This window comes from Gordonia sp. LUNF6 (assembly GCF_047041125.1).
In the GTDB taxonomy this organism is placed as follows: domain Bacteria; phylum Actinomycetota; class Actinomycetes; order Mycobacteriales; family Mycobacteriaceae; genus Gordonia; species Gordonia sihwensis.
Map to the genome: position 1 here is coordinate 639,537 of NZ_CP178181.1, position 24,053 is coordinate 663,589.

Annotated in this window: 25 protein-coding genes and 4 tRNA genes; 21 read left to right on the forward strand and 8 right to left on the reverse strand. The window is 66.7% G+C overall.

Annotated features, from left to right (window positions below):
• Window positions 1-74 precede the first annotated feature (74 nt).
• Window positions 75-1,094, forward strand: a complete 1,020-nt coding sequence (locus ACK8HH_RS03025) for a polyprenyl synthetase family protein (protein WP_006894368.1) — start codon at window positions 75-77, stop codon at window positions 1,092-1,094.
• Window positions 1,095-1,221: 127 nt separating this feature from the next.
• Complete coding sequence (gene htpX, locus ACK8HH_RS03030; RefSeq protein ID WP_045538053.1) at window positions 1,222-2,091, forward strand: zinc metalloprotease HtpX; 870 nt, start codon at window positions 1,222-1,224, stop codon at window positions 2,089-2,091.
• Here the strand turns inward: htpX and ACK8HH_RS03035 are convergent.
• From ACK8HH_RS03035 to ACK8HH_RS03045, 3 genes are all read right to left on the reverse strand, one after another.
• Window positions 2,079-2,549 carry a hypothetical protein gene (locus ACK8HH_RS03035; protein WP_412475530.1) on the reverse strand — a complete coding sequence of 157 codons (471 nt, stop codon included), beginning with the start codon at window positions 2,547-2,549 and terminating at the stop codon, window positions 2,079-2,081. The two genes, htpX and ACK8HH_RS03035, sit on opposite strands and share 13 nt — an antisense overlap.
• A gap of 1 nt (window position 2,550) precedes the next feature.
• On the reverse strand, window positions 2,551-2,760 hold the full coding sequence (locus ACK8HH_RS03040; RefSeq protein WP_039866583.1) for a helix-turn-helix transcriptional regulator: 210 nt from the start codon (window positions 2,758-2,760) through the stop codon (window positions 2,551-2,553).
• 77 nt (window positions 2,761-2,837) lie between these two features.
• Window positions 2,838-3,329, reverse strand: coding sequence for a YajQ family cyclic di-GMP-binding protein (locus ACK8HH_RS03045; RefSeq protein WP_006894373.1), 492 nt, complete (start codon window positions 3,327-3,329; stop codon window positions 2,838-2,840).
• A gap of 127 nt (window positions 3,330-3,456) precedes the next feature.
• On the opposite strand from ACK8HH_RS03045, the gene ACK8HH_RS03050 reads away from it, so the two are divergent.
• The 10 genes from ACK8HH_RS03050 to rplA all read left to right on the forward strand — a co-directional run bounded on the left by ACK8HH_RS03050 (window position 3,457) and on the right by rplA (window position 8,168).
• Window positions 3,457-3,537, forward strand: a tRNA-Tyr gene (locus tag ACK8HH_RS03050).
• Between the two features lie 122 nt (window positions 3,538-3,659).
• Window positions 3,660-3,732 (forward strand) — tRNA-Thr (locus ACK8HH_RS03055).
• 36 nt (window positions 3,733-3,768) lie between these two features.
• Window positions 3,769-3,842, forward strand: a tRNA-Met gene (locus tag ACK8HH_RS03060).
• 81 nt (window positions 3,843-3,923) lie between these two features.
• Window positions 3,924-4,091: a 50S ribosomal protein L33 gene (gene rpmG / locus ACK8HH_RS03065; RefSeq protein ID WP_006894375.1), complete on the forward strand. Its 168-nt coding sequence runs from the start codon at window positions 3,924-3,926 to the stop codon at window positions 4,089-4,091.
• Window positions 4,092-4,291: 200 nt separating this feature from the next.
• Window positions 4,292-5,377: a fused (3R)-hydroxyacyl-ACP dehydratase subunits HadA/HadB gene (locus ACK8HH_RS03070; protein WP_006894377.1), complete on the forward strand. Its 1,086-nt coding sequence runs from the start codon at window positions 4,292-4,294 to the stop codon at window positions 5,375-5,377.
• Between the two features lie 147 nt (window positions 5,378-5,524).
• Window positions 5,525-5,597: transfer RNA gene (locus ACK8HH_RS03075), tRNA-Trp, on the forward strand.
• Between the two features lie 39 nt (window positions 5,598-5,636).
• Window positions 5,637-6,020, forward strand: a complete 384-nt coding sequence (secE, locus tag ACK8HH_RS03080) for a preprotein translocase subunit SecE (RefSeq protein WP_006894379.1) — start codon at window positions 5,637-5,639, stop codon at window positions 6,018-6,020.
• Window positions 6,021-6,075: 55 nt separating this feature from the next.
• Window positions 6,076-6,825 (forward strand): transcription termination/antitermination protein NusG, encoded by a 750-nt coding sequence (gene nusG, locus ACK8HH_RS03085; protein WP_006894381.1) that lies wholly within the window; start codon window positions 6,076-6,078, stop codon window positions 6,823-6,825.
• Window positions 6,826-6,916: 91 nt separating this feature from the next.
• On the forward strand, window positions 6,917-7,351 hold the full coding sequence (gene rplK, locus ACK8HH_RS03090) for a 50S ribosomal protein L11 (protein ID WP_006894383.1): 435 nt from the start codon (window positions 6,917-6,919) through the stop codon (window positions 7,349-7,351).
• A 106-nt stretch (window positions 7,352-7,457) separates the two neighbouring features.
• Entirely contained in the window at window positions 7,458-8,168 is a 711-nt protein-coding gene (gene rplA, locus ACK8HH_RS03095; protein ID WP_006894385.1) for a 50S ribosomal protein L1, read from the forward strand.
• A gap of 58 nt (window positions 8,169-8,226) precedes the next feature.
• Here rplA and ACK8HH_RS03100 read toward each other — a convergent pair whose 3' ends face one another.
• From ACK8HH_RS03100 to ACK8HH_RS03110, 3 genes are read right to left on the reverse strand one after another with little or no spacing between them, the layout of a single operon-like run.
• Window positions 8,227-8,895, reverse strand: coding sequence for a response regulator (locus tag ACK8HH_RS03100; protein WP_039866639.1), 669 nt, complete (start codon window positions 8,893-8,895; stop codon window positions 8,227-8,229).
• Window positions 8,888-10,549, reverse strand: a complete 1,662-nt coding sequence (locus ACK8HH_RS03105; protein ID WP_006894388.1) for a sensor histidine kinase — start codon at window positions 10,547-10,549, stop codon at window positions 8,888-8,890. The genes ACK8HH_RS03100 and ACK8HH_RS03105 overlap by 8 nt, the downstream gene beginning before the upstream one ends.
• A gap of 38 nt (window positions 10,550-10,587) precedes the next feature.
• Window positions 10,588-12,012, reverse strand: a complete 1,425-nt coding sequence (locus tag ACK8HH_RS03110) for a CitMHS family transporter (protein ID WP_045538059.1) — start codon at window positions 12,010-12,012, stop codon at window positions 10,588-10,590.
• A gap of 208 nt (window positions 12,013-12,220) precedes the next feature.
• On the opposite strand from ACK8HH_RS03110, the gene ACK8HH_RS03115 reads away from it, so the two are divergent.
• Window positions 12,221-13,054 (forward strand): DUF2786 domain-containing protein, encoded by an 834-nt coding sequence (locus tag ACK8HH_RS03115; protein ID WP_006894391.1) that lies wholly within the window; start codon window positions 12,221-12,223, stop codon window positions 13,052-13,054.
• On the forward strand, window positions 13,048-13,545 hold the full coding sequence (locus tag ACK8HH_RS03120; protein WP_039866641.1) for a TIGR04338 family metallohydrolase: 498 nt from the start codon (window positions 13,048-13,050) through the stop codon (window positions 13,543-13,545). The genes ACK8HH_RS03115 and ACK8HH_RS03120 overlap by 7 nt, the downstream gene beginning before the upstream one ends.
• Here the strand turns inward: ACK8HH_RS03120 and ACK8HH_RS03125 are convergent.
• Both ACK8HH_RS03125 and ACK8HH_RS03130 read right to left on the reverse strand, forming a co-directional pair.
• Window positions 13,542-15,605 carry a CocE/NonD family hydrolase gene (locus ACK8HH_RS03125; RefSeq protein WP_045536578.1) on the reverse strand — a complete coding sequence of 688 codons (2,064 nt, stop codon included), beginning with the start codon at window positions 15,603-15,605 and terminating at the stop codon, window positions 13,542-13,544. The two genes, ACK8HH_RS03120 and ACK8HH_RS03125, sit on opposite strands and share 4 nt — an antisense overlap.
• Before the next feature lie 117 nt (window positions 15,606-15,722).
• Window positions 15,723-16,919: a glycoside hydrolase family 76 protein gene (locus ACK8HH_RS03130; RefSeq protein WP_045536580.1), complete on the reverse strand. Its 1,197-nt coding sequence runs from the start codon at window positions 16,917-16,919 to the stop codon at window positions 15,723-15,725.
• Between the two features lie 316 nt (window positions 16,920-17,235).
• On the opposite strand from ACK8HH_RS03130, the gene rplJ reads away from it, so the two are divergent.
• The 7 genes from rplJ to ACK8HH_RS03165 all read left to right on the forward strand — a co-directional run bounded on the left by rplJ (window position 17,236) and on the right by ACK8HH_RS03165 (window position 24,053).
• The gene (gene rplJ / locus ACK8HH_RS03135) at window positions 17,236-17,766 is read left to right on the forward strand and encodes a 50S ribosomal protein L10 (protein WP_006894397.1); all 531 of its coding nucleotides are present in this window, start codon (window positions 17,236-17,238) and stop codon (window positions 17,764-17,766) included.
• A gap of 100 nt (window positions 17,767-17,866) precedes the next feature.
• The gene (gene rplL, locus ACK8HH_RS03140) at window positions 17,867-18,253 is read left to right on the forward strand and encodes a 50S ribosomal protein L7/L12 (RefSeq protein WP_006894398.1); all 387 of its coding nucleotides are present in this window, start codon (window positions 17,867-17,869) and stop codon (window positions 18,251-18,253) included.
• Between the two features lie 497 nt (window positions 18,254-18,750).
• On the forward strand, window positions 18,751-19,971 hold the full coding sequence (locus tag ACK8HH_RS03145; protein WP_045536583.1) for an ABC transporter ATP-binding protein: 1,221 nt from the start codon (window positions 18,751-18,753) through the stop codon (window positions 19,969-19,971).
• Window positions 19,968-20,774, forward strand: coding sequence for an MlaE family ABC transporter permease (locus tag ACK8HH_RS03150; protein WP_006894400.1), 807 nt, complete (start codon window positions 19,968-19,970; stop codon window positions 20,772-20,774). The genes ACK8HH_RS03145 and ACK8HH_RS03150 overlap by 4 nt, the downstream gene beginning before the upstream one ends.
• A 2-nt stretch (window positions 20,775-20,776) precedes the next feature.
• Window positions 20,777-21,649, forward strand: a complete 873-nt coding sequence (locus ACK8HH_RS03155; protein WP_045536585.1) for an MlaE family ABC transporter permease — start codon at window positions 20,777-20,779, stop codon at window positions 21,647-21,649.
• Window positions 21,650-21,654: 5 nt separating this feature from the next.
• Entirely contained in the window at window positions 21,655-22,971 is a 1,317-nt protein-coding gene (locus ACK8HH_RS03160; protein WP_006894402.1) for an MCE family protein, read from the forward strand.
• A complete protein-coding gene (locus ACK8HH_RS03165) occupies window positions 22,968-24,053 on the forward strand; it encodes an MCE family protein (RefSeq protein WP_006894403.1) in 1,086 nt (361 codons plus the stop codon). Before ACK8HH_RS03160 ends, ACK8HH_RS03165 begins: the two co-directional genes overlap by 4 nt.

The window sequence follows — 24,053 nt, forward strand, 5'->3', positions numbered from 1 at the left end:
AGCAGTTACGCTTCTGGTGTCGCCGAACGACGAATCCGCGGCGTTCGGATCACCGATGGGATTGGGCCAAACACGTGAAGTCCACTTTTGCCGGACTGGACCTCGGGACCGGCGAGTTCGCCGGGCAGGTGCAGGAGTCGCTTCAGCGCGTCGAGGATCTGTTGATCAGCGAGCTGTCGTCAGGGGACGACATCCTGGTCGAAGCCGCCACCCATCTGGCCAAAGCCGGTGGCAAGCGGTTCCGTCCGATGTTCGCGATCCTCGCCTCGCACTTCGGTACGACTCCGGGGAGCGACGACGTCATCACCTCGGCCACCGTCATCGAGATGACCCACCTGGCCACCCTGTACCACGATGACGTCATGGACGAGGCCTCCCTGCGCAGGGGAGCGCCGAGCGCCAACGCGCGCTGGTCCAACTCGATCGCGATCCTCGCGGGCGACTTCCTGTTCGCGAGGGCCTCGCACCTGGTGTCGACACTGGGTCCGGAGGCGGTCCGGATCATCGCCGACACCTTCGCCGAACTGGTGACCGGGCAGATGCGTGAGACCGTCGGCGTCAGCGCCGGCGGCGACCCCATCGATCACTATCTCAAGGTGGTGTGGGAGAAGACGGGGTCGCTGATCGCGACCGCCGGGCGCTTCGGCGCGTACACCGCCGGCGCCGACGCGACCACCGTCGACACGCTCGCCCGGCTCGGCGACGTGGTGGGCACCGCATTCCAGGTCTCCGACGACATCATCGACATCGCCTCCGTGAGCGGCGACTCGGGCAAGACGCCCGGCACCGACCTCCGCGAGGGAGTCCACACGCTGCCGGTGCTGCTGGCGCTCGCGGGCGACGGGCCGGGCAGCGAGCGGTTGTCGCAGCTCCTCGTCGACCCGCAGAGCGGAGCGGCACGACCACTCGTCGACGACGGCGAGGTGAACGAGGCCCTGAACCTGCTCGTCGACTCGGCGGGCATGAAGCAGGCCCGCGCTCGCCTGGAGGCGATGGCCGACGAGGCCGACGGGCTCCTCGCCGGTCTGCCCGCGGGACCGGCGAACGACGCTTTCAGCTCACTCGTGCGCTATACGGTCGACCGCGTCGGCTGACCGTCGCGACTCGCGTATTCTTCGCGCGTAGTGACTGCGGTAACGGCTGGAACTATCGGGGTGGTCCTGCACGTTTGCCACTGTGAATGAAGTTCTAAGGACAGTGTTCTTCTGACAGTGAGGTGCCATGCATTTCAACGGCCTCAAGACGGCGGCGTTGATGGGCTTGATGTCCGCGATCATCGTCGGTATCGGTGCGTTGTTCCACAACCCGAACATCCTGGTGTTCTCGGTTCTGCTCGCCGTGGGCACCAACGCCTACGCCTACTTCAACAGCGCGAAGCTGTCGCTGCGGGCGATGCACGCGCAGCCGGTGACCGAGGTGCAGGCGCCTGAGCTCTACCGGATCGTGCGCGACCTCGCCACCCAGGCGCACCAGCCGATGCCCGCGCTCTACATCAGTCCCACCGAGTCGCCGAACGCGTTCGCGACGGGGCGCAATCCCAAGAACGCCGCGGTGTGCTGCACGTCCGGGATCATGCAGTTGCTCGACGAGCGCGAGCTGCGGGCGGTGCTGGGCCACGAGCTCTCCCACGTCTACAACCGCGACATCCTGATCAGTTCCGTCGCCGGCGCGATGGCCGCGGTGATCAGCGGCCTGGCCAACATGGCCATGTGGATGGGAGCGTTCGGCGGCAACCGCGACAACGGGCCCAACCCGCTGGCGATGATCCTGATCGCGATCCTCGGTCCGGTGGCCGCGATGGTGATCCAGATGTCGGTGTCCCGGTCGCGGGAGTACCAGGCCGACGCGTCGGGCGCGGAGCTCACCGGTGATCCGCTGGCGCTCGCATCCGCGCTCTCGAAGATCTCGGGCGGCATCGCCGCCGCACCGCTGCCTCCGACGCCGGATCTGGCGAACCAGTCGCACCTGATGATCGAGAGCCCGTTCCGCCCCGGCGAGAAGCTGTCGCGCCTGTTCTCCACGCACCCGCCGACCGCCGACCGGATCGCGCGGCTCCACGAGATGGCGCGCAACGGCGGTCAGCGGTTCTGATCCTGCTTCCGCTTCGCCGCCCAGCGCCCGACGAGCACCGCGGCGAGGGCCCCGACGACTCCTCCGGCGACGGCCCCGCCGACGCCGTCGCCGGGATCGATTTCGGCGATGACGGCCGTGGCCATCGAGACCGCGCAGCCCCCGAAGTAGCAGCCGATCAGAGCGGTGCGCACCCACGACTCGCCGCCGTAGGCGAGGGCGTGGGCGTCGACGCCGCGAGCCCGGCAGTACCGCTGCCACTCGACCGACGGGATCAGCAGTCCGAGGAAGAAGGCCACGGTGACCCAGGAGGGAACGAACCACGCGGACACCGCGGCCAGCGTCCACAGCAGGATCGTCGCCAGTATGAACACGTAGGCGTAGGCCTCGAGCATCACGGCCCGTTCGCGCTCGTCGCCCCACGAGTCGTCGGTGTTGCGCAGCAGGAGCGCGGGAAGGGTCTTCGTCTGAGGTGACATGTCAGTGCTCCTCGGGTAGCGGAAAAAGCTCTTCGACCGAACTGTTCAAGGTCCGAGCTATCCGAATCGCCAGATACACCGACGGTGCGTAGTCGCCTCGCTCCAGCGAGACCACCGTCTGCCGGCTGACACCCACCGCCGTGGCGAGATCTGCCTGCCGCAGACCGGCTCGAGTGCGTGCCGCCTTCACCGGTGACGGAGTTTCGGACATGCAAGAAGTCAAGCCGACTTGTCATCAGTGTGTCAAGTCGGCTTGACTCGGGGTCTGTCGCTGAGGAGCTGCGAGGGCTAGCGGTAGTTCACGAACTGCAGCGCGATGCCGAAGTCCTCGCCTTTGAGCAATGCGATGACGGCCTGCAGATCGTCGCGCTTCTTCGACGAGACGCGCAGCTCGTCGCCCTGGATCTGAGCCTTGACTCCCTTGGGGCCTTCGTCACGGATCTTCTTCGAGATCTTCTTGGCGTGCTCGGAGTCGATGCCCTGGACCAGCTCTCCGGTGATCTTGAAAGTCTTGCCAGAGGAGACGGGCTCGCCGGCGTCGAACGCCTTGAGAGAGATGTCCCGACGGATCAGTTTCTCCTTGAACACCTCGAGGCCGGCCAGGGCGCGCTCCTCGGCGTCGGAGGTGATCACGATCTTCTCTTCACCGGACCAGTCGATGGTGGTGTTGGTGCCGCGGAAGTCGTAGCGCTGCGAGAGTTCCTTGCCCGCCTGGTTGAGGGCGTTGTCGACCTCCTGGCGGTCGACCTTGCTCACAACGTCAAACGAAGAATCAGCCATGAGAACCAGCCTATCAGCGGTCTGAACAGCAGATTTGCGCGGACATACGGGGTACGTTGTATTCTTCTACCCGTTGCCTTCACCGGACTTCTCCGCGCGAGCGGAGCGGTTTCGTGGACGGCGGCACGGCAGATTGCCCGAGCGGCCAAAGGGAGCGGATTGTAAATCCGTCGCGCAAGCTACATAGGTTCGAATCCTATATCTGCCACTGAGGACTTGCACCGCGCATAATCGGCGTGACCAGCGGTTTTGGTTAAACTGAGAGCGTGTGTGTAACCTCGTTGAGGCTCTTCGGTTACGGACTGTTCGCAGGCTGGATCCGGACGGCACGCCCCCTTAGCTCAGTCGGCAGAGCGTTTCCATGGTAAGGAAAAGGTCGACGGTTCGATTCCGTCAGGGGGCTCGCTTGGTTGTGACCGACTCGGTCGCGGCCGAACAGGGCGGTGTAGCTCAGCTGGTTAGAGCGCACGACTCATAATCGTGAGGTCGGGGGATCGAGTCCCCCCACCGCTACACATACCGCCTGCGCACGGTGGGACCTCGGCCCCCAAGCGTGGGACCGAAGAACTGCAAGACGCGAAAGTAGGCAACAAAGTGGCTTCCTCAACCGATGTGCGGCCGAAGATCACCTTGGCGTGCGAGGTGTGCAAGCACCGCAACTACATCACCAAGAAGAATCGTCGCAACGACCCCGACCGTCTCGAGCTGAAGAAGTTCTGCCCGAACTGCGGTAAGCACGAGACTCACAAGGAGTCGCGCTGAGGCGTCGTCGCTTCCGCGACCCCTCCCGAGCTTTTCAACGAGCCGTCTCACTTGGTGAGACGGCTCGTCTGATTTTGTCCGGAGCCGATCGGAGTGGACAATCTTCGTAACGAATCAGTTGCGAATCGTTTCCCCGGAGGCCTTGTTCCACACCGATCGCCGGGGCCGTGCGGCCTGACCGCGCCGAGTGAGGAGACACCGTGACCGGTCAGCTGGAGGACATTCGGGTCGACAACCCACTGGAGGCTGCGCCGATGGGCGATCCGACCGCGGCGGAGGTCGCTGAACACACCAAGTCGATGGTCGGTTTCAAGTACACCGTCGACGACTACTACGAAGTCGGTCGTCAGGACATCCGCAGGCATGCGCGGGCGGTCCAGGACTCCCATCCGGCGTTCTGGGACGAGGCAGAGGCCGCGAAGCTCGGCCACGACACGCTCTTCGCGCACCCGACCTTCGTCTCGGTGCTCGGACTCATCGCGCAACGCAGGCTGTTCGACGACGTGATCACCGGATACGACATGTGGCAGATCATGCAGACCGATCAGCGGCTGATCATGCACCAGCCGATGCGCTTGGGCGACCGGCTGGTCTGCGACGTCTCGCTCGAGTCGTTCCGGCAGTCGATGGGCGCCGACCTGCTCGTCAGCAAGAACATCATCTGGAATCAGCACGAGGAGCCGGTGATGACGACCTTCACCTCGGTGGCCGCCCGACCCTCGGTGGATGTGGATCCGGGACTCGTCGCGAAGCTCAACGAAGTGATGATGCAGGTGGACGTCGATCCCGCGGTCGGGAAGACCGTGCACGGACCGTTCAGCAGGTACGACGAGCCCGACCCGGTGGTGGAGCCCAAGGCCTACGGGGCTATCGACTTCGACACCCTCGAAGTGGGGCAGGAACTCCCGCAGGTCACCAAGACCCTCACGCTCGGAAACCTGGTGAACTACGCGGGCGTCTCGGGCGACCCGAACCCCATCCACTTCTCGCCGGAGGTCGCGGAGGCGGTCGGCCTCGAGAGCGTGGTGGCGCATGGAATGCAGACGATGGGCCTCGGTGCCAGCGTCATCGGCTCGTTCGTCGGAGACCCCGCGGCCATCCACGAGTACAACGTGCGGTTCACCAGTCCGGTCTACGTGCCGGCGGTCGGCGCGGCGCAGGTGGACTTCGGCGGCAAGGTCAAGTCTCTCGACCCGCAGACCCGGCGGGGAGTGATCGCGCTGGTCGCCAAGCAGTCCGGGCGGAAGATCTTCGGCCGCGCGCAGGCGCTGGTGCAGTTCAACTGACGCCGCCCAGTCGGGGCGAGTTGGGGCGAGCGGCAGCTTTGCTCTACACTCATCTGAGTCTGATGCTTCAGAATCACGCGCTGCCTGAGGGTGGCGCGTTGGTTTTGTTAGCCTTGGATCAAAGTGTGGGTCGACGGGCCCGCGCAAAGGGGCGTAGCTCAATTGGCAGAGCAGCGGTCTCCAAAACCGCAGGTTGCAGGTTCAAGTCCTGTCGCCCCTGCCCACCGGGGCACTAGCAGACGAAGGGATCGGTGAGAAGGTGGCCAAGCGAGATCGCAAGGCTTCTTCAGACGTCAACGACGATCTGGTGGTCGACGACGTCGCCCAGTCCGACTCCGCCGAACTGCGTCCCAGCGGCAAGCGCTCCGCGCGCGGCCGTCGGGGTGCCGGCTCTGCGACCGCGGTCGCAGAGCGTACCGCCGAGTCCGCCGCGACCGATACCGGCGTCAGCCGCAATCCGTTCGTCCGCATCTGGACCTTCCTCAAGCAGGTCGTGTCGGAGATGCGGAAGGTGGTGTGGCCGACTCGCAACGAGATGGTCAACTACGTGATCGCCGTCTTCGCGTTCGTCGTGGTGGTCACGGCGTTCATCGCCGGCCTGGACATCGGATTCGCCAAGCTGACCCTGCTGGTGTTCGGCTGACAGGCAACTATTACAGGGCGGCCAGCCCGAGTGACCAACGAAGGAGCGTGGGGCAGTGAGCACCCCGGAGAACGAGATCGAATCGCCGGAGATCGGCGACGAGACCGCCGAGGCCACGCCGGTGGATGTGTCCGCTGACGACGTGGACCAGAACGCCGAGGTCACCGAAGCCGTCGATCCGGTCGCCGAGTTGAAGGCGCAGCTGCGCCGCCTGCCCGGGGAGTGGTACGTCATCCACTCGTACGCGGGCTACGAGAACAAGGTGAAGACCAACCTGGAGACGCGCGTCCAGAACCTGGACGTCGGCGACTACATCTTCCAGGTCGAGGTGCCGACCGAAGAGGTCACCGAGATCAAGAACGGCCAGCCGAAGAAGGTCAACCGCAAGGTGCTTCCCGGCTACATCCTGGTGCGGATGGAACTCAACGACGAATCGTGGAGCGCCGTCCGCAACACCCCGGGAGTGACCGGATTCGTGGGCATGACCTCGCGTCCGTCGCCGCTCTCGATCAAGGAAGTGGTGCAGTTCCTGATGCCGCGCGCCGAGGTCCGCAAGGCGGAGGCCGCCAAGGCCGCCGCGGCTGCGGGCGAGAGCGTCGAGGCCGCTGCCGCCGCCGCGTCGAACCTCGTCGAGGTCGACTTCGAGGTCGGCGAGTCGGTCACCGTCATGGACGGACCGTTCGCGACCCTGCCGGCCTCCATCAGCGAGGTCAACACCGAACAGCGCAAGGTGAAGGTGCTCGTCTCGATCTTCGGTCGTGAGACCCCGGTCGAGCTCGGCTTCAACCAGGTCGAAAAGCTCTGACCTCGCGCCGCAGCCGTCGAGCGCTGTGACCAGAATTGAGACTTCCGCGTATCCAGCGTGCGCGGATCTGTAGGAAAAAGGACAAGAGGACATGCCTCCCAAGAAGAAGAAGATCGCCGGAATCATCAAGCTCCAGATCCAGGCGGGCCAGGCCAACCCGGCGCCGCCCGTGGGGCCGGCGCTTGGTCAGCACGGCGTGAACATCATGGAGTTCTGCAAGGCGTACAACGCCGCGACCGAATCGCAGCGCGGCAACGTGGTGCCGGTCGAGATCTTCGTGTACGAAGACCGCTCGTTCGACTTCAAGCTCAAGACCCCGCCGGCCGCCAAGCTGCTGCTCAAGGCCGCAGGTCTGCAGAAGGGTTCGGGTGAGCCGCACGTCAACAAGGTCGGCAAGGTGACCATGGACCAGGTCCGCGAGATCGCCAAGACCAAGACCGAGGACCTCAACGCCAACGACATCGAGGCGGCCGCCAAGATCATCGCCGGCACCGCGCGTTCGATGGGCATCACGGTCGAGGGCTGAATCCCTCATCCGAGAGACCGATACCTGAAACACCCCGTGGGAGGGCCGCGCTCGGCCCACTAACCACTAACTCCCGCCGATACGGCGGGGAGAAGGAACAGAGCACATGAGCAAGAAGAGCAAGGCCTACCAGGCCGCCGCCGAGAAGATCGACCGCGACAAGCTGTACAGCCCGCTGGAGGCTGTGACGCTTGCGAAGGACACGTCTTCGAAGAACACCGACGCCACCGTCGAGGTCGCCATGCGACTGGGCGTCGACCCCCGCAAGGCCGACCAGATGGTCCGCGGCACCGTCAACCTGCCGAACGGCACCGGTAAGACCGCCCGCGTCATCGTCTTCGCCGCCGGTGACAAGGCCACCGAGGCGGCTGCGGCCGGTGCGGACGAGGTCGGCGCCGAGGACCTGATCGAGAAGATCCAGGGCGGGTGGCTCGACTTCGACGCCGCGATCGCGACGCCGGACCAGATGGCCAAGGTCGGCCGTATCGCGCGAGTCCTCGGACCGCGCGGCCTGATGCCGAACCCGAAGACCGGCACCGTGACCACCGATGTCACCAAGGCCGTCAACGACATCAAGGGCGGCAAGATCAGCTTCCGCGTCGACAAGGCCGCGAACCTGCACTTCGTCATCGGCAAGGCGTCGTTCGACGCCGCCAAGCTGGCCGAGAACTACGGCGCCGCGTACGACGAGATCATGCGCGCCAAGCCGTCGGCCGCCAAGGGCCGCTACCTGAAGAAGGTCACCGTCTCGACCAACACCGGCCCGGGCATCCAGGTCGATCCCGCGGTCTCGCGCAACTTCACCGAAGAGGCCTGATCCTCAGCAGAGCCTGAGAAAAGGGGGCACCGCCGATCGGCGGTGCCCCCTTTTCTCGTCATCGGGCGCGGCGATACTCCTGACGCGGACGGCCGGTTCCGCCGTATTGCAGTGACATCCGGAGCGCGCCGCAGTCGACCAGGGCTGCGAGATGGCGCCGAGCGGTCGCCGCGGAGACTCCCACTCGGGCCGACACGTCGTCGGCGAAGAGCACCGAGTCCGGGCCGAACAGGTCGAGTATGCGCTGCTCGGTCGGTGAGGGGTTGTCGTTGCGCTTGGCGGTGGCAGGCTTCCCGAAGCGCAGCGCTCCGAGCGCTGAGTCGACGGCAGACTGATCGACGTCCGCGGAGTCCAGTACACGGCGGTACTGGATGTATCCGGCGAGGCGGCGCGCGAGGTCGGCGTCGGCGAAGGGCTTGATCAGGTAGCTCAGCGCGCCGGCGCGCATCGCCGACCGGACAGCGGCTGAATCGGTCTCCGCGCCGACGACGAAGCAGTCGCGATCGAGTTCGCCGATCAGGTCGATCCCCGAGCCGTCCGGCAGGTACACGTCGAGCAGCACCAGTTCGATCTCAGGATGGTCGGCCAGTGCCGTACGCGCCGCCGCGATGGAGCCCGCGCGAGCGACCACGCGGAAGCCCTGCACCGCGGCGACGATCGCGGAGTGCAGGGCGGCGACCCGGAAGTCGTCGTCGACCACGAGCACCCCGTAGTCGGTCTCAGTCATCAGATTCATCCTCCGCTGTCTGCTCTGTGGTCTGCTCGGTCGCGATCACGCCGGGAAGGCCGGCCACCAGCACCGCGCCGTGACCTGATTCGCGGCCTCCGGGGTCCGCGACGCGCACTTCGCCGCCGATCCGTCGCGCCAACTGTCGCACGATCGACATCCCCATCCCGCGGCCGCCAGGGACCGCGCCTGTCTTGGTGGTGATCCCTTCGGCGAAGATCTGCTCGGGATCGGAGAAGGGGATGCCCGCGCCGGAGTCGGCGACGGTCACCCACAGCACCTCGCCGGGGCCGTCGTACGAGTCGGTGAGTATCTCGACCTCCACCTCAGCGTCGGTTGAGCCCGCGGCCGCCTCGATGGCGTTGTCGAGCAGGTTTCCGACCACGGCGGTGACGGTGACCGGATCGGTCAGGCTTCCGGTGACCCAGGTCTGGTCGCCGAGACGGAGGGAGACGCCGTGTTCGCGGGCGTGCGCCGCCTTCGCCTCGAGGAACGCGTGGAGGTGGGGTTCGGTGACGTTCTCGATGCCGTCGAGTCCGCCGCTCGCGCCGGTTCCGGTCAGTTCGTCGAGATAGTCGAGGGCGTCGTCGACATGCCCGTGCCGCAGGAGTCCGGCGAGCACGTGCATCCGATTCGCGGTCTCGTGTCGCTGGGCGCGGAGAGCAGTGCTCATCACCTGGATGGAGTCGTTCTCGCGCGCCAGTGCTTCGAAGTCGGTGCGGTCGATCACCGACACCACCGTGCCGAGGTCCTGCCCTTCGGTGATGATGCGGTGCGACGAGACCAGGACGATCCGGTCGCCGACAGTGGCGGCGATGGGATCTGGCGTCGGAGTGGACACGACTCGGCGAACCCGCGGCGTGAGGCCGATGCCGTCGACCGGGCGCCCCACCGGGTGGTGGAGGGACAGGAGTTCGCATGCGGTCTCGTTGGCCACACGCACCACGCCGGTCGCGTCGACGGCCAGCACGCCGTCCGACAAGGAGTGGAGTACGGCACCCTGGTTCCGGACGAGTTCGGCGAGTTGGTCGGGCTGCAATCCGAGGGTGAGGCGCTGCCAGCGCCGAGCGAGAAGGATCGATCCGATTGTGCCGATCGCCATGGCGCCGAGCGCGATCCAGACGGTGGTCAGGATGTCGCGGCGGGACTCGCCGGCGAGTTGACCGGTGGAGACGCCCACGCTCACCAATCCGATCACCTGTCCGCCGGCGCCACGGATGGGCACCTTGCCGCGGACGGATTCGCCGAGCGTGCCGCGGTCGGTCGTCAGGTCAGTCTTGCCGCTCAGAACGCGGTCGGCGTCGGTGGAGACGTGCTTGCCCAGCTCCACAGGGTCAGGATGGGCCAATCGCACGCCGTCGGCGTTCGCGATCACGATGAACAGTGCGGAGGTCGCGCGACGGACCGCTTCTGCCTGGCGCTGGACCGGTCCGTCGACCAAGTCTGTCGCCGGCAGCGACGTGCCCTGGTGGCTGCCGACGCCGGCGACCACGTCGGGGTCGACGGCGACGGTCTCGGCGATCGCGAGCGCCCGCTGCCCGTACTCTTCGCGAACCCGGTCGTCGGCCCCGGAGATCACCGCGCCGAAGCCGACGCCGAGGCTGACCGCGATGACGACCAACTGCAGCAGCAGCACCTGAGTTCGCAACCGCATGGCGACAGCCTAGTGTCGCGATACCGCGTGCCACCGGGTCACAGCGGGATCGCGCCGATCAATCCGCCGACGACGAGCATCGCGAGCGAGACCAGTGCGGCGCGCCAGAGGACCTGCTTGTGATGGTCGGCGAGGCTCACTCCGGCGAGAGCGACCAGCAGCAGGATCGCCGGGACCAGCGGGCTCTGCATGTGGAAGGGCTGGCCGGTGATCGACGCCCGAGCCATCTCGGTCGGATCGATGCCGTATTCGGCCGCGGTCTTCGACAGAACCGGCAGCACGCCGAAGTAGAACGCATCGTTGCTCATCAGGAAGGTGAGCGGGATCGACAGGACGCCGATCACCACGGCCATATGCGGTCCCATCCAGGAGGGGATGCCGTCCGCGAGCCACCGAGCGATCGCGTCGACCATTCCGGTGCCGCTGAACACGCCGGTGAGCACGGCGGCCGCCAGCACCATGGCGACTACCGAGACGATGCTCGAACTGTGCCGGGTGATCGCCTCCTGCTGATCCTTCAGATGCGGGAAGTTCACTGCGAGGGCGATCGCGGCCGCGATCATGAAGAGAACCGGGATCGCGATGATGTCGGCGCCGAGCACGGCCAGCAGCGCCACCGTCAGCGCCGCGTTGACCCAGAACAGCTTGGGACGAAGAGTGGTCCGGGTGGGATCGAGGACGCCGGTGAGCGCCGAGTCTCCGTCGTTCGCGTCGTCCGAACCCCACGAGGAATCGGCTGCCGGCGTTCCGACAGCTTCGGCGGCGGTGATCGAGGCAGAGCCGCCGGTAGGCATGTCGTCGCGTCCGGCCCCGCGCGATGAGGCGAGCACCGATTCCCGGATCTCGATCCGCCCGATGCGGCGGCGCTCCAGCACACCGAGGTGGAATGCGAACGCGAAGACCACCAGCATGCCCGCCGCCAGCGCCGGAAGCATCGGCAGGAACACCGCGTTCGTATCGATCTTGAGGGCGGTCGCGGCGCGGGCGGTGGGGCCGCCCCAAGGCAGGATGTTCATCGTGCCGTTCGCGAGACCGGCGACCACGGTGAGCACGACCGGGGAGACGCCGAGCTTCAAGTACAGCGGGAGCAGCGCGGCGGTGGTGATGATGAACGTCGTCGATCCGTCACCGTCGAGGGAGACGACGGCTGCGAGAGCCGCCGTGCCGACCACCAGGCGAGCGGGATCGTTGCGTACCAGTCGGACGATGAAGCGCACGATGGGGTCGAAGAGCCCGACGTCGATCATGAGTCCGAAGAAGATGATCGCGAAGAACAGCATCGCGGCGGTGGGGGCGAGGTCGGCGATGCCGTCCTTGATCATGTCGCTGACCCCGAGTCCGGCACCGGCGAACAGGGCGAACGCGACCGGGACGAGAATGAGCGCGACCACCGGTGTCGCGCGTTTGGTGATGATCAGGAACATGAAGGTGGCGACCATCGCCAACCCGAGCGCTACCAACATTGCGTGCTCCTTCGTGCCGTGAAGTTCCGGAAGGTCGTGTGACCCGCCACTTGAGCACTCTGGTCGTAACGTGAATCACAGTCGAGGTTGTGTGCGTTAGTCGCCTTTCGCGCATTGTGCGCAGGGCCCGTACAGCGCCGGCGTCGAACGCGTGGGCCTGTGGACAGCGGCCTGGGAGACGTCACGGTGCCCCGATAGCCTGTGACTCATGCGCGACGACAAACTGCTCACCCGGATCGGCGGTCTCCTGCGGCAGGCGGAGGGCACGGACAACGAGCACGAGGCGGAGGCGTTCATGGCGGCCGCTCAGCGGCTCGCGACGGCGGCCTCGATCGATCTCGCGATGGCCCGGGCGCACGATCCCGCAGCCAGGAAGGCCGCCGCGCCGATCACCCGGCAGATCGAGATCGGCAAGGCGGGCAAGCGGGGACTGCGGACATACGTGCAGTTGTTCGTGCAGATCGCACAGGCCAATGATGTGACATGCGACGTGGCGTCCAATTCCACCTTCGTGATCGCTTACGGCTTCGAGACCGACATCGACGCCTGCGAGGCGCTGTACACGTCGCTGGTGATTCAGATGGTGGCCGCGAGCGATGCGTACCTGAAGTCGGGGGCGTACAAGGGGGAGACTGCCAGGCAGATGGTCACCAAGACCGCGGGCTACCGCCGTCGACGTGTGGTCGAGGAGAAGGCGCTCTCGCCGATCACCGCCCGGCTCAACTTCCAATCGGCGTTCGCGGCACGGATCGGCACCCGGCTCCGCGCGGCGCGCGACGAACAGCAGCGGGAGACGGTGCGCATCGAGACCGAGAGCGGCCCGGCGCGCTCGGTCTCCTCGGCGGTCGCGCTGCGGGACAAACAATTGGAGATCAAGGACTTCTACCGCTCCGAATCGAAGGCCCGCGGAACGTGGCGTGCGAGCAGTGCCACGGCCGGGTACTCTTCGGCCGCGCGCCAGGCCGGCGACCGTGCCGGCCGGCGCGCGCGCATCGGCGCCGACCGGGAGTTCGGTGCGCCGCGCGGCGCGCTCGAATCGTGAGCCGCGACCAGACGCGCCGACGGCTGTACGACGCTGAGCGCCTGGTGTTGCGGATGTTCGAGCGGGCGGGCGGCGCGCATACGGTGCAGCTCGCCGGCACCGAACTGACGTTGCCCGCGGAGGCGAGGTTCGGTTCGGTGGACGACGTCTCCGCGTACGCCCGGCGCGTTCTGGCCCTGCCGTCGGTTCGGGCGGAGTTCACTCGGGCGATCGTCCCGGTCCGGGTTCGGACGAGACGAGGCGAACGTGCCGCGCACTACGAGCGGGCGACCGCGACCATCGCCGTCCCGGACTCGGCCGGCGGTCGCTGGGCACTGCGGGAACTCGTCGTCCTGCACGAGTTGGCGCATCACTTGGACGAGGTGGGCGCTCCGGCCCATGGTCCGGCGTTCGTCGGAGCTCTGATCGGGCTCGTCGAGCGGGTCCTCGGGCCCGAGGCAGCGTTGGTCTACCGCGTCGTCTTCGGCGACAGCGGACTGTCGGCGCGCTAACCCCGCTGCGCGGTCGCGGCGACGATCGGCACCGGGGCGGCACCGAGCTCGCCGTCGGTCTGGAAGGTCAGGTAGCTGGGCTTCGCCGGGTCCAGGACCAGCTGCTGACGGCGCCCGCGGGCCTTGATCAGGTCGGGGACGATCGTCAGATAGCGCGGCAGGCTCGCCGCGTACACGTCCACCCGCAGCCGGTGGCCCGGGGCCAGGACCGCGTCCGTGGGCACGAGGTCGACGTCGATGCGGACCGGCTCGTCCGCGGGAACGGGCAGCCGGCGTGACCGCGTCAGGTAGTGGTACGCGTCGAGCAGCACGCCGTCGTCGGTGTAGGTGGACCGCGACGGGTCGAGCGCGCGGTTGGAGGCCGTGAGTGCGCCGTTGGTCAGCACGGTCGACGTCCCGTCGGGTGCGACGTCGTTGACCGTCACGGCCCAGATCCCCTCGTGCGCCGTCGTGGAGACGTTCAGACGCAGATTCATCTCGCCGGAGACCTGCGTCGGCCGGTCGACCGGCTCGCTGGTGAACGACAGGGCCGCCTCCTCCTGGAAGCGGGCATCGGTCGCGAAGCTGTCGCCGAGCACGATGGCGGCGCCCGCGGTCACCTGCGCGAGATCGCGGGAGACGAATCCGCGCAGGCTCGGCCGGATCCGCAGGGAGCGGCGCCGGGAGGCCGGTGAACTGCGCAGCGTGCCGTCGTGTTGCGCGTGCAGTGCGGTTCCGGTGGGCCCCTCGGTCAGGAACAGGCGCCGCGGTGCCACCTCCTGCCGGGGGAACGACGGTCCGCACGACCACGCGCCGCCCTGCTGTTCCAGGGTCACCGGTCCGTAGGCGTCGACTCCGTTCTCGACGCCCTTGAGCCAGCGGTCGAACCACGCCCGCTGGAGGACGTCGAGGCGGGGCGGTGCGAACGGGCGCTCGTGACCGAACCCCGGGTCGAGGTGGTAGCCGTCGGCGATGAGCGCCTGCTTGCGTCCGGGCTCCATCTGCAGCTTGGAGTAGACGCGCGTGGCACTGCGGCCGAAGAGATCGTGCCAGCCGCCGACCGTGAACGTGGGACACACGATGTTCTCGATCGCGGGATCGCGCTCGGCGAAGTACGGATCGTCGAAGATCCGGTCGTCTCGAGCGGTCAGGAAGCCCCACATCAGCGACGGCATCTCCGTGGCCGGAGACTTCACGCGCGCCGACAGCCACCGGTACGCGTCGCCGCGCAGCACGTCGGCGACGGCGGTGGCCGGGTTCGGCAGCCACTTGAGCCCGTTGACCAGTGCCAGCCACAGCGGGATGAAGGCCGACGGCATACCGCCGGTGATGTAGATGTCGCGGACCACGTCCTCGCTGCCCTCGACGGCGAAGACGGCTTTGAGTTCCTCGGGGCGGTGTCCCGCCGTCTGCAGGGAGTTGATGGCCGAATACGACCATCCGGTCATCCCGACGCCGTCGGCGTACCAGTCCTGAGCGCTGATCCAGTCGATCACCTCGAGGCTGTCCTGCTGTTCGCGGGAGCCGAGGATCTGCCATTTGCCGTGCGAGGTTCCGGTGCCCCGGACGTCCACCAGGACCTGTACGTACCCGGCGCGCACCAGATTCCGGTTGATGCCGAAGACGTCCCACAGCCCTTTGGAGAAGGTGCGCGTGATGCGCGTGGCGCCGGCGAGCGGCCCCTCGTCGGCGACCATCATCGCGCTGGCGGTCTGGACGGTCTTGCCGATCACGGGAGCGTGCAGTGCGTGGTCGAGCCCGTCCAGCACTGCCCGGTTATAGGGATTCATGTTGAGGATCGCCGGCAGGGGAGTGCGGATCGGCTGACCGAACCGATTCGCCGGCCGGACGAGCGTGGCGCGCAGGGTGACCCCGTCGCTCATGGTGAGACGAATGCTGCGGTCGATGTGAACGCGCGGATAGGGCTTCGGCCCGTCGACGGCTCGACGCCATTCGAGGCCGGCGACTCCGCCGGCGGCATCGCGGTAGTCGGGTGCCGGGATCAGAGCCGGACGTTCCTGCGGGACTGCGAATCCGCTCTGCCCCTCGGCCAGGCCGCCCAGGTCGTACTGAAGCGTCATTCTCACGTCCCCCCTTTGCATTCGTCACAGTGCGGGCTGGAGTCGGCCCGAGCGCATCGGTGTGGCGTGAGTCACGCGGGCGTCCTCCCTAATCTAAAACGATGCACAGCCAGATCGTTAATCCGGGGTTGCCGAACCGGTGTGCTCGCTTGACCCGATCGTGACCGAGACAGCCGCCTCGAGCAGGATTCCGGCCGAGATCTGAACGGAGAGATCCCGTTCGGGGACGCTCGACGACTTGACTGCGCCGCCGATCCTCTGCGCCGCGGCGCCGGTCGCGTCCGGCAGACGCGCCGGCCTGTGCCAGTCCGGTCCGAAGACCGGCAGTCCCTGCGGGTCGGTGGCGCGGTTGTCCCACGCGGCCTGTGCCGCGGTGAGGACCAGTCCCGCCGCCGCTGAACGCAGTTCGCCGGCGCCCGCCGCCTCACGGGGAAGGTCTGTCGCGACCAGTGCGAGATAGCGGGCGAGGATGCCGGCGAAGAGGCCGCCGTCCCCGCCGCCGGCGCCGCGAATCACACCGTCGACGGTCATGCGGTCGCCGACTGCTCGCAGTATCCGGTCGATACGGTCCAGGTGCACGGGTGAACCGGTGAGGCGAAAGGCCTCGGTCTCGGCACCGAGGGCGACGCCCTGGCAGTAGGTGAAGACCGTTGAGTCCAGCTCACGCGTGCCGTCCGGCCGGGACCACACGCCGTCGGCGATCAATCCCGACGGCAGGCGCAGTTCGCGTTCGATCCAATCGGCCATCTCCACGGCACGGTCGGGTCGGCCGGTGCGGGCCAGCAGAATCGCGGCCGGACCGTTGGCGGGGGTGTTGAAGAACGAGTCGGTGGTCCGCCAGGGGATTCCGCCGCCGAGTTCGGGTGACCACGCGTCGTGCATCCGGTCCCGCAGCGTGTGCAGCGCCCGGCGGTGCGATGCGCCCGCGGTGTCGTGCAGATGGCGACCGGCGCGTTCGAGAGCCAGGCCCAGCCACGCCATGTCGTCGTAGTAGGCATTGGTCCAGTGCGCGACGTTCCGCACCCAGATCCCGCGCAGCAGCGCCGCGGCGTCGTCGGCGCAGCGCCGGTCCTCCCGGTGGACGGCGCCGTCGACGAGCAGGTCCACCAGATGGGCCTGCCACCAGTAGTTCCATGACGCTGTCAGGCGCTCGCGCGAGAGCGGTCGTCCGGGCATCGGCCAGGCGACCCGGCCGATGCGGGTGAACGGCAGCCAGCCGCCGACCCGGCGCAGGTGGCGAGCGGCGATCGCGGATTGTGCGGCGGCGGCTCGGTCCTGTGCCTGCACCTCGGCCGATTTGGAATCGGGGCTCATGCCGGTTAGCCTATTAGCCGGTGCAATGAGTCCGACGAGGTCGGACACTTTGCGTCAGTTCAACCAGAGACCGTTGGTTGTCGGAAGTGTTTCCGATCGAAGGCCCGATGCGAGTCGGCGGCCCACGCAGGATGAACGTGGTGAGACCATCTCACGGCCTTCGTGCCGTGCTGTGCGCGCCCCGTGCCTCCTGCCCGGGGCGTTTTTCATTTCTCGCGGACCCCTCGTCGAGCGCCCCGCCTCCCACTGCATTCTCTGGACAGAGGTGCCCCGGTACGCCGGGGCACGACGAATGTGACACGAGAGGAGGCGAAGTATGGCTAAGGCTGACAAGGTCTCTGCAGTTGCAGAGATCACCGAGCAGTTCAACGGTTCCACCGCTGCTGTGATCACGGAGTACCGCGGACTGACGGTGCCGCAGCTCCAGGAGCTGCGTCGCTCGCTCGGCGAAGGCGCTACCTACTCCGTCGCCAAGAACACCCTCGTCAAGCGCGCCGCTGCTGAGGCGGGCCTCGAGGGTCTCGACGACCTGTTCTCCGGTCCGACCGCGATCGCCTTCATCGAAGGTGAGCCGGTTGTGGCCGCCAAGGCGATCAAGACGTTCGCCAAGGACAACAAGAACCTGGTCATCAAGGGCGGCTTCATGGACGGCCGTGCGCTGTCCGTGGCGGAGATCGAGCAGATCGCCGACCTGGAGACCCGTGAGGTCCTGCTGGCAAAGCTGGCGGGCGCCATGAAGGGCAACTTGGCAAAGGCCGCAGGGCTGTTCACCCAGCCCGCATCGCAGGTCGCGCGGCTCGCCGCGGCCCTGCAGGAGAAGCAGGAAGCCGGCGGCGAAGCCGCGTAGCTCACTGCACTCTCCACTTCGGCTCCGGCCGATCACCCATGAACCAGCCTGCGACGCAGGCGCCCCCGTTCCGGCGGGGATCTAACGGAAGGACGCCATCATGGCGAAGCTCACCGCTGACGAGCTCATCGAGCAGTTCAAGGAACTGACCCTGCTGGAGCTCAGCGATTTCGTGAAGAAGTTCGAAGAGGTCTTCGAGGTCACCGCTGCCGCTCCGGTCGCCGTCGCCGCCGCCGGTGCTCCGGCCGCCGCTGCCGAGGCCGCTGCCGAGCAGGACGAGTTCGACGTCGTTCTCGAGTCGGCCGGCGACAAGAAGATCCAGGTCATCAAGGTCGTCCGCGAGGTCGTCTCGGGCCTGGGCCTGAAGGAGGCCAAGGATCTCGTCGAGGGTGCCCCGAAGGCTCTCCTGGAGAAGGTCAGCAAGGAAGACGCCGAGGCTGCCAAGGCCAAGCTCGAAGAGGCCGGCGCTTCGATCTCGCTCAAGTGATCTGATCGACGATCACGAGATCGCCGCATAGGCGATCGCCGAGGCGGGGCTCGCAGGGATACCTGCGAGCCCCGCTTTCGTCGTTCTCTCAGGCGGTTGTCGAGACGGCCGAAGCGACCGCCGGAGCGGCCGCTGAACGACCCCAGGGCGGGTGGTCTTCGCCCGAGGCGGGCCGGGGGCCGGGCCGACATCGCGGGCCACTGAGGGGCCGCTGGGCACACTTTCCGCTGGTGTGACGGGTATCTCGCTTCAGATCGGCGTTCGCTTTGGACCACGCCGCTTCTTTGGGTATTCTCAGGCCACCAAGATGTTACTAGCGGGTACAGCAACTTCGGAGCAGAGTTCGGCTCCCGACTCCGAAGTGTGACTTGAACCTCTGGTGCGTTAGAGTGACCGCAGCCACAGCCGTCCCAGGTCGGTGGCTGCGAAGACTCTGTAGGGGGAGCGAGGCGCCTCGCCTCACCTACGTGGTACCTAGAAAGGTCTGGAGGAACACTGTGGGTGTTGAGGTCAAGGTCGAGGGACTGACGAAGTCGTTCGGCTCACAGAACATCTGGCGAGACGTCTCGCTGACGCTGCCCGCCGGAGAGGTCAACGCCCTGCTCGGTCCGTCCGGTACCGGTAAATCGGTCTTCCTCAAGACGCTGATCGGCCTGCTGCATCCAGAGCAGGGCTCGGTCGTCATCGACGGCACCGACATCACCGAGTGCTCCGCCAAGGAACTCTACGAGATCCGCAAGCTGTTCGGTGTCCTATTCCAGGACGGCGCCCTGTTCGGCTCGATGACGCTCTACGACAACATCGCCTTCCCGCTTCGTGAACACACGAAGAAGAAGGAAGACGAGATCCGCCGCATCGTAATGGAGAAGGTGGAGCTGGTCGGTCTCGCGGGCGCCGAGGGCAAGCTTCCCGGTGAGATCTCGGGCGGTATGCGCAAGCGCGCCGGCCTGGCCCGCGCACTGGTCCTGGACCCGGAGATCATCCTCTGCGACGAGCCGGACTCGGGCCTCGACCCGGTGCGAACCGCATACATCTCGCAGCTGCTGATCGACATCAACGCCGAGATCGACGCCACGATCCTCATCGTCACGCACAACATCAACATCGCCCGCACCATTCCGGACAACATCGGCATGCTGTTCCGCAAGGAACTCGTCATGTTCGGCCCGCGCGAGCAGCTGCTCACCTCGGAGCAGCCGGTGGTCAAGCAGTTCCTCTCCGGCGACCGGTTCGGTCCCATCGGCATGTCCGAGGAGAAGGACGAGGCGGTCGCGGCGGCGGAGGCGGCAATGCAGGCCGCGGGTATCTCCGGCGGCGGCACCAAGGACGACTTCTCCGAGATCATCGCGCAGGTGCAGCCGAACCCCGGCATGCCGGTGCGCAAGGCGGCCATCCGCCACCGCGCGAACGTGCTGGCCATGCTGCCCTCGCTGCCGGAGAACGCTCAGGCCGCGATCCGCGCGTCGATCGCCGAGGAGGACGAGCGCGCCGCGCAGTCCCCCGAGTCCGTTGCGACGCTCGTGGCCCTCGCCAACACCGACTTCAGCGACCCCGCGGCAGTACAGGCCGCGCAGGACCAGGCTGACACCCAGGTGATCGAACGTCCGACCGACGTTCTCGCCACCGCGGCTGACGATGCTCAGACGCAACCGATCGATACCGCTGCGATCGAGACCGCCGTCAACCAGTCTGATGGACAGGGGAGTACCCAGGCATGACGAGTGCCACCTCGCGTGGCGTCGACAAACTGGCGAAGGCCGGTGAGGGCGCGCTTGCCCAAACCGGCAATATCGTCCAGTTGTTCGTCGACGTCGCCCGCCAGCTTTTCGTGCGGCCTTTCCAGTTGCGCGAATTCATTCAGCAGGCCTGGTTCATCGCCAGCGTCACGATTCTGCCGACCGCGCTCATCGCGATTCCGTTCGGCGCCATCGTCTCGCTGCAGACCGGCTCGCTGATCAAGCAGCTCGGCGCCGAGTCGTACACGGGTGCGGCGTCGGTGCTCGTCGTCGTGCAGCAGGGATCGCCGCTGGTGACCTCGCTGCTCGTCGCGGGAGCCGCTGGCTCGGCGGTCGCGGCCGATCTCGGCTCACGGACCATCCGTGAGGAGATCGACGCCATGGAGGTGCTCGGCATCAACCCGGTCCAGCGGCTGGTGGTGCCGCGCGTGCTGGCGATGGTGCTCGTCGCAGTCCTGCTCAACGGCCTCGTCGCCGTGGTCGGCATCGGCGGTGGCTACTTCTTCAACGTGGTCGTGCAGGGCGGTACGCCGGGTGCGTACCTCGCCTCGTTCGGCGCGCTCGCTCAGTTGCCCGACCTATACATCTCGACGCTGAAGGCAGTGATCTTCGGTGTGATCGCGGGTGTGGTCGCGGCCTACAAGGGCCTCAATCCGAAGGGCGGCCCGAAGGGCGTCGGTGACGCGGTGAACCAGTCCGTCGTCGTGACCTTCCTGCTGCTGTTCTTCGCCAACCTGATCATTACTGCGGTCTTCCTGCAGATCGTTCCGCCGAAGGTAGGTTAGTGATGACTCGTGGTGTGACGATCGCCAAGAGCCGGCCGGAGTACCTGCTCTACGAGACCCGCAAGCAGCTCGGGCGTCCGCTCAAGCTCCTCGACGGCGCCGGCGAACAGATGTCGTTCTATGCGCGCACGCTCGCTTGGATCCCGCGGACCCTGGTGCACTACACCCGAGAGGTGATGCGCCTGCTGGCCGAGGTCGCCTTCGGTTCGGGAGGTCTGGCCGTCATCGGCGGCACGATCGGCGTGATGGTCCTGATGTCGGGATTCACCGGCGTCGTGGTCGGTATGCAGGGCTACGCGGCCCTCGACCAGATCGGTTCGCAGGCACTGACCGGCTTCTTGTCGGCGTACGTGAACACCCGTGAGGTGGCACCCCTGGTGGCCGGTCTCGCATTGTCGGCGACGGTCGGCTGCGGCTTCACCGCTCAGCTCGGCGCCATGCGGATCTCCGAGGAGATCGACGCGCTCGAGGTGATGGCGGTGCCGTCGATTCCATTCCTCGTCAGCTCCCGGGTCATCGCCGGCTTCATCGCCGTGATCCCGCTGTACGTGCTCGGCCTGATGGCCGCCTACCTCGCCTCGCGCGTGGTGAACACGGTCTTCAACGGTCAGTCGACCGGTTCGTACGACCACTACTTCAATCTGTTCCTGCCACCCGTCGACGTCCTGTGGTCGTTCGGCAAGGTGCTGATATTCGCGTTCGTCATCATCATGATCCACTGCTACTACGGCTACTTCGCCAGCGGCGGGCCCGCCGGCGTGGGTGTGGCCGTCGGTCACGCCGTGCGAACGGCGCTGGTGCTGATCGCGGTGATGGACTTCTTCCTGGGCCTGGCGATCTGGGGTACGACCACGTCGATCCGAGTGGGAGGTTAGGAAACGTGGGGACGCTCAAACGCAGGCTCCTGGGCCTGTTGTTCTTCGTCGTCGTCATCGGTCTGCTGGCGGTCTCGGTGCTCAAGTTCCGGGGGACGTTCGACGACTATTCGACGGTGACGCTGCGTACGGACAACGCGGGCAACTCGCTGGTCAAGAACGCCGACGTGAAGGCCAACGGGGTGGTCGTCGGCTCGGTGCGCAATGTGGACGTGGAGCCCGGCGGCAAGGTCAACGTCGAACTCGGCATCAATCCCGACCAGATGCACAATCTCCCCGACGGCACCACGGCCCGGGTGCTCCCGAAGACACTGTTCGGTGAGCGGTACATCGCTCTGCAAATCCCGGAGAGCTCGGACGGCGGCACGCTGAAGGACGGATCGGTGATCCTGACCGACCCGAAGGGCAACTCGCAGGAGGTCGAGGATCTCTTCGACGCGCTGCTCCCGGTCATCAAGGCGATCCCGCCGGAGGACCTCAACGTGACGCTGAGCGCGATCTCGCAGGCGATCGGCGGCAAGGGCCACCAGATCGGCGAGATCGTCGATCGGCTCAACACGATCTTCACGCGGGTCAACGCGAACATGACCGATCTGCAGGGCACCATCCGCGGACTGGCGTCGTTCTCGCAGACCTACTCCGAAGCGGTGCCGGACATCATCGACGCGCTCGACAACCTGCGCATCACCGGTAACACCGTGGTGGAGCGGCAGGGCGATCTTCGGTCGACCATCCAGACGCTGAGCGTGGCCGCGGTGGACACGACCAAGTTCCTCAAGGCCAACAAGAAGGACATGCTGAACCTGTTCATCGACTCCGAGCCCTTCCTGAAGGCTGCGGCGCGCCAGTCGCCGACCTTCGGCTGCATGTTCCACAACTTCGCCACGATCGTCCCGAAGGTGGGCCCGATCGTCGGCAAGGGCACCGCCAACCCCGGCGTCCACGTGAACCTGCAGTTCGTGAACCCGCGCGGCCGGTACCTGCCCAACCAGGACGAGCCCCGGCTGCTGTGGGTGGATCCGCCCGCCCGCTGCTACGAGCCCGCCACCAACGGCCGCCCGTTCCCGCAGTACCCCGGCGGCGGTGTTCCCGACGGCTCGTACCAGCCGCCGTCGCGTAACCCGGGTCCCAAGACCTGGCCGGATCTGCCTCAGCCGCAGTTCAGCGGCACGCCGAGCGGCACCGTGTCGGAGACCGACTACCAGCGCCAGATGCAGGTGCTCTACGGGGCGTCGTCGGGTGTGAGCCCGGAGCAGGTGCCGCTGTGGGTCACCTCCATCGGTGCCGGATCGCTGCAGGGAGCGCAGGTGACCGTCAAATGAGAGGCGTCGTCGCACCCCTGGTGAAGCTGATCATCTTCGCCCTCATCACGATCTTCGCCACCGCGATGCTCGGTCTGACCATCGCCAACGCCGGCTCCGGCGGCAAGGCGAGCTTCAAAGCCGTGTTCGACGACGCGGCCATGCTGAACCCCGGCGACGATGTCCGCATCGCGGGCGTCCGCGTCGGCCAGGTCGAGAGCGTGGAGATCACCGACCGCAACAAGGCGCTCGTCGGATTCAGCGCCGACCGTGATCGGCTGCCCAAGGGCACCCAGCTGTTCATCCGGTACCGCAACCTGACGGGACTGCGTTACATGGCGCTGGAGAAGGGGCCCGGATCGGCGAACGACACCGTCGGCGCCGGATACACCTTCACCAACTCGCCCACGCATCAGAGCACGCACGACGCGGTGAACCTGACCGAGCTGTTCAACGGCTTTCGTCCGCTGTTCAAGCAGATCACCCCGGAGGACATCAACAAGCTCGCCGAGACCATGATCAAGGTCTTCCAGGGCGACATGGACACCACCATCGGCGACCTGATCAGCGACACCGCCGGACTCACCAACGCCCTGGCCGACAAGGACAAGGTGATCGGAGAGATGATCACCAACCTGACCAAGGTGCTCAACACGGTGAACCGGAACGACGACCAGTTCACCAGCCTCCTGGTGAACACCGAGAAGCTCATCACCGGGCTCGCGGCTCAGCGCGGGTCGGTGGGATCGGCGATCACGTCGGTGTCGAACCTGACCACGGTGACCGGTTCGATCCTGAGCAAGACGCGACCGGCCATCCAGGGCGACATCGCGGGGATCAAGTCGCTGTCGGACCAGCTGAACTCGCGCGACGACGACATCGAGAAGGCGCTGACCAACCTTCCGGTCAAGCTGCAGAAGATCGGCCGGGCCGCGACCTTCGGCTCCTGGTTCCAGTTCTATCTGTGCGGCATCGACGTCGTCGCGGGCAACGGTAAGTCCACCCTGCTGACGCAGCCGGTGGTGCCGCTGCCGAACATCAACCACGTCCTCTACACCAGCGCCGCCACGCGATGCTGGCGCGACATGAAGCCCGGGGGGTGA

Coding starts and splice junctions, on each gene's coding strand:
- htpX (WP_045538053.1), top strand. CDS start 1,222: ATGCATTTCAACGGCCTCAAGACGGCGGCGTTGATGGGCTTGATGTCC.
- ACK8HH_RS03035 (WP_412475530.1), bottom strand. CDS start 2,549: ATGTCACCTCAGACGAAGACCCTTCCCGCGCTCCTGCTGCGCAACACC.
- ACK8HH_RS03040 (WP_039866583.1), bottom strand. CDS start 2,760: ATGTCCGAAACTCCGTCACCGGTGAAGGCGGCACGCACTCGAGCCGGT.
- ACK8HH_RS03045 (WP_006894373.1), bottom strand. CDS start 3,329: ATGGCTGATTCTTCGTTTGACGTTGTGAGCAAGGTCGACCGCCAGGAG.
- rplK (WP_006894383.1), top strand. CDS start 6,917: ATGCCTCCCAAGAAGAAGAAGATCGCCGGAATCATCAAGCTCCAGATC.
- rplA (WP_006894385.1), top strand. CDS start 7,458: ATGAGCAAGAAGAGCAAGGCCTACCAGGCCGCCGCCGAGAAGATCGAC.
- ACK8HH_RS03100 (WP_039866639.1), bottom strand. CDS start 8,895: ATGACTGAGACCGACTACGGGGTGCTCGTGGTCGACGACGACTTCCGG.
- ACK8HH_RS03105 (WP_006894388.1), bottom strand. CDS start 10,549: ATGCGGTTGCGAACTCAGGTGCTGCTGCTGCAGTTGGTCGTCATCGCG.
- ACK8HH_RS03110 (WP_045538059.1), bottom strand. CDS start 12,012: ATGTTGGTAGCGCTCGGGTTGGCGATGGTCGCCACCTTCATGTTCCTG.
- ACK8HH_RS03115 (WP_006894391.1), top strand. CDS start 12,221: ATGCGCGACGACAAACTGCTCACCCGGATCGGCGGTCTCCTGCGGCAG.
- ACK8HH_RS03125 (WP_045536578.1), bottom strand. CDS start 15,605: ATGACGCTTCAGTACGACCTGGGCGGCCTGGCCGAGGGGCAGAGCGGA.
- ACK8HH_RS03130 (WP_045536580.1), bottom strand. CDS start 16,919: ATGAGCCCCGATTCCAAATCGGCCGAGGTGCAGGCACAGGACCGAGCC.
- rplJ (WP_006894397.1), top strand. CDS start 17,236: ATGGCTAAGGCTGACAAGGTCTCTGCAGTTGCAGAGATCACCGAGCAG.
- rplL (WP_006894398.1), top strand. CDS start 17,867: ATGGCGAAGCTCACCGCTGACGAGCTCATCGAGCAGTTCAAGGAACTG.
- ACK8HH_RS03150 (WP_006894400.1), top strand. CDS start 19,968: ATGACGAGTGCCACCTCGCGTGGCGTCGACAAACTGGCGAAGGCCGGT.
- ACK8HH_RS03155 (WP_045536585.1), top strand. CDS start 20,777: ATGACTCGTGGTGTGACGATCGCCAAGAGCCGGCCGGAGTACCTGCTC.
- ACK8HH_RS03165 (WP_006894403.1), top strand. CDS start 22,968: ATGAGAGGCGTCGTCGCACCCCTGGTGAAGCTGATCATCTTCGCCCTC.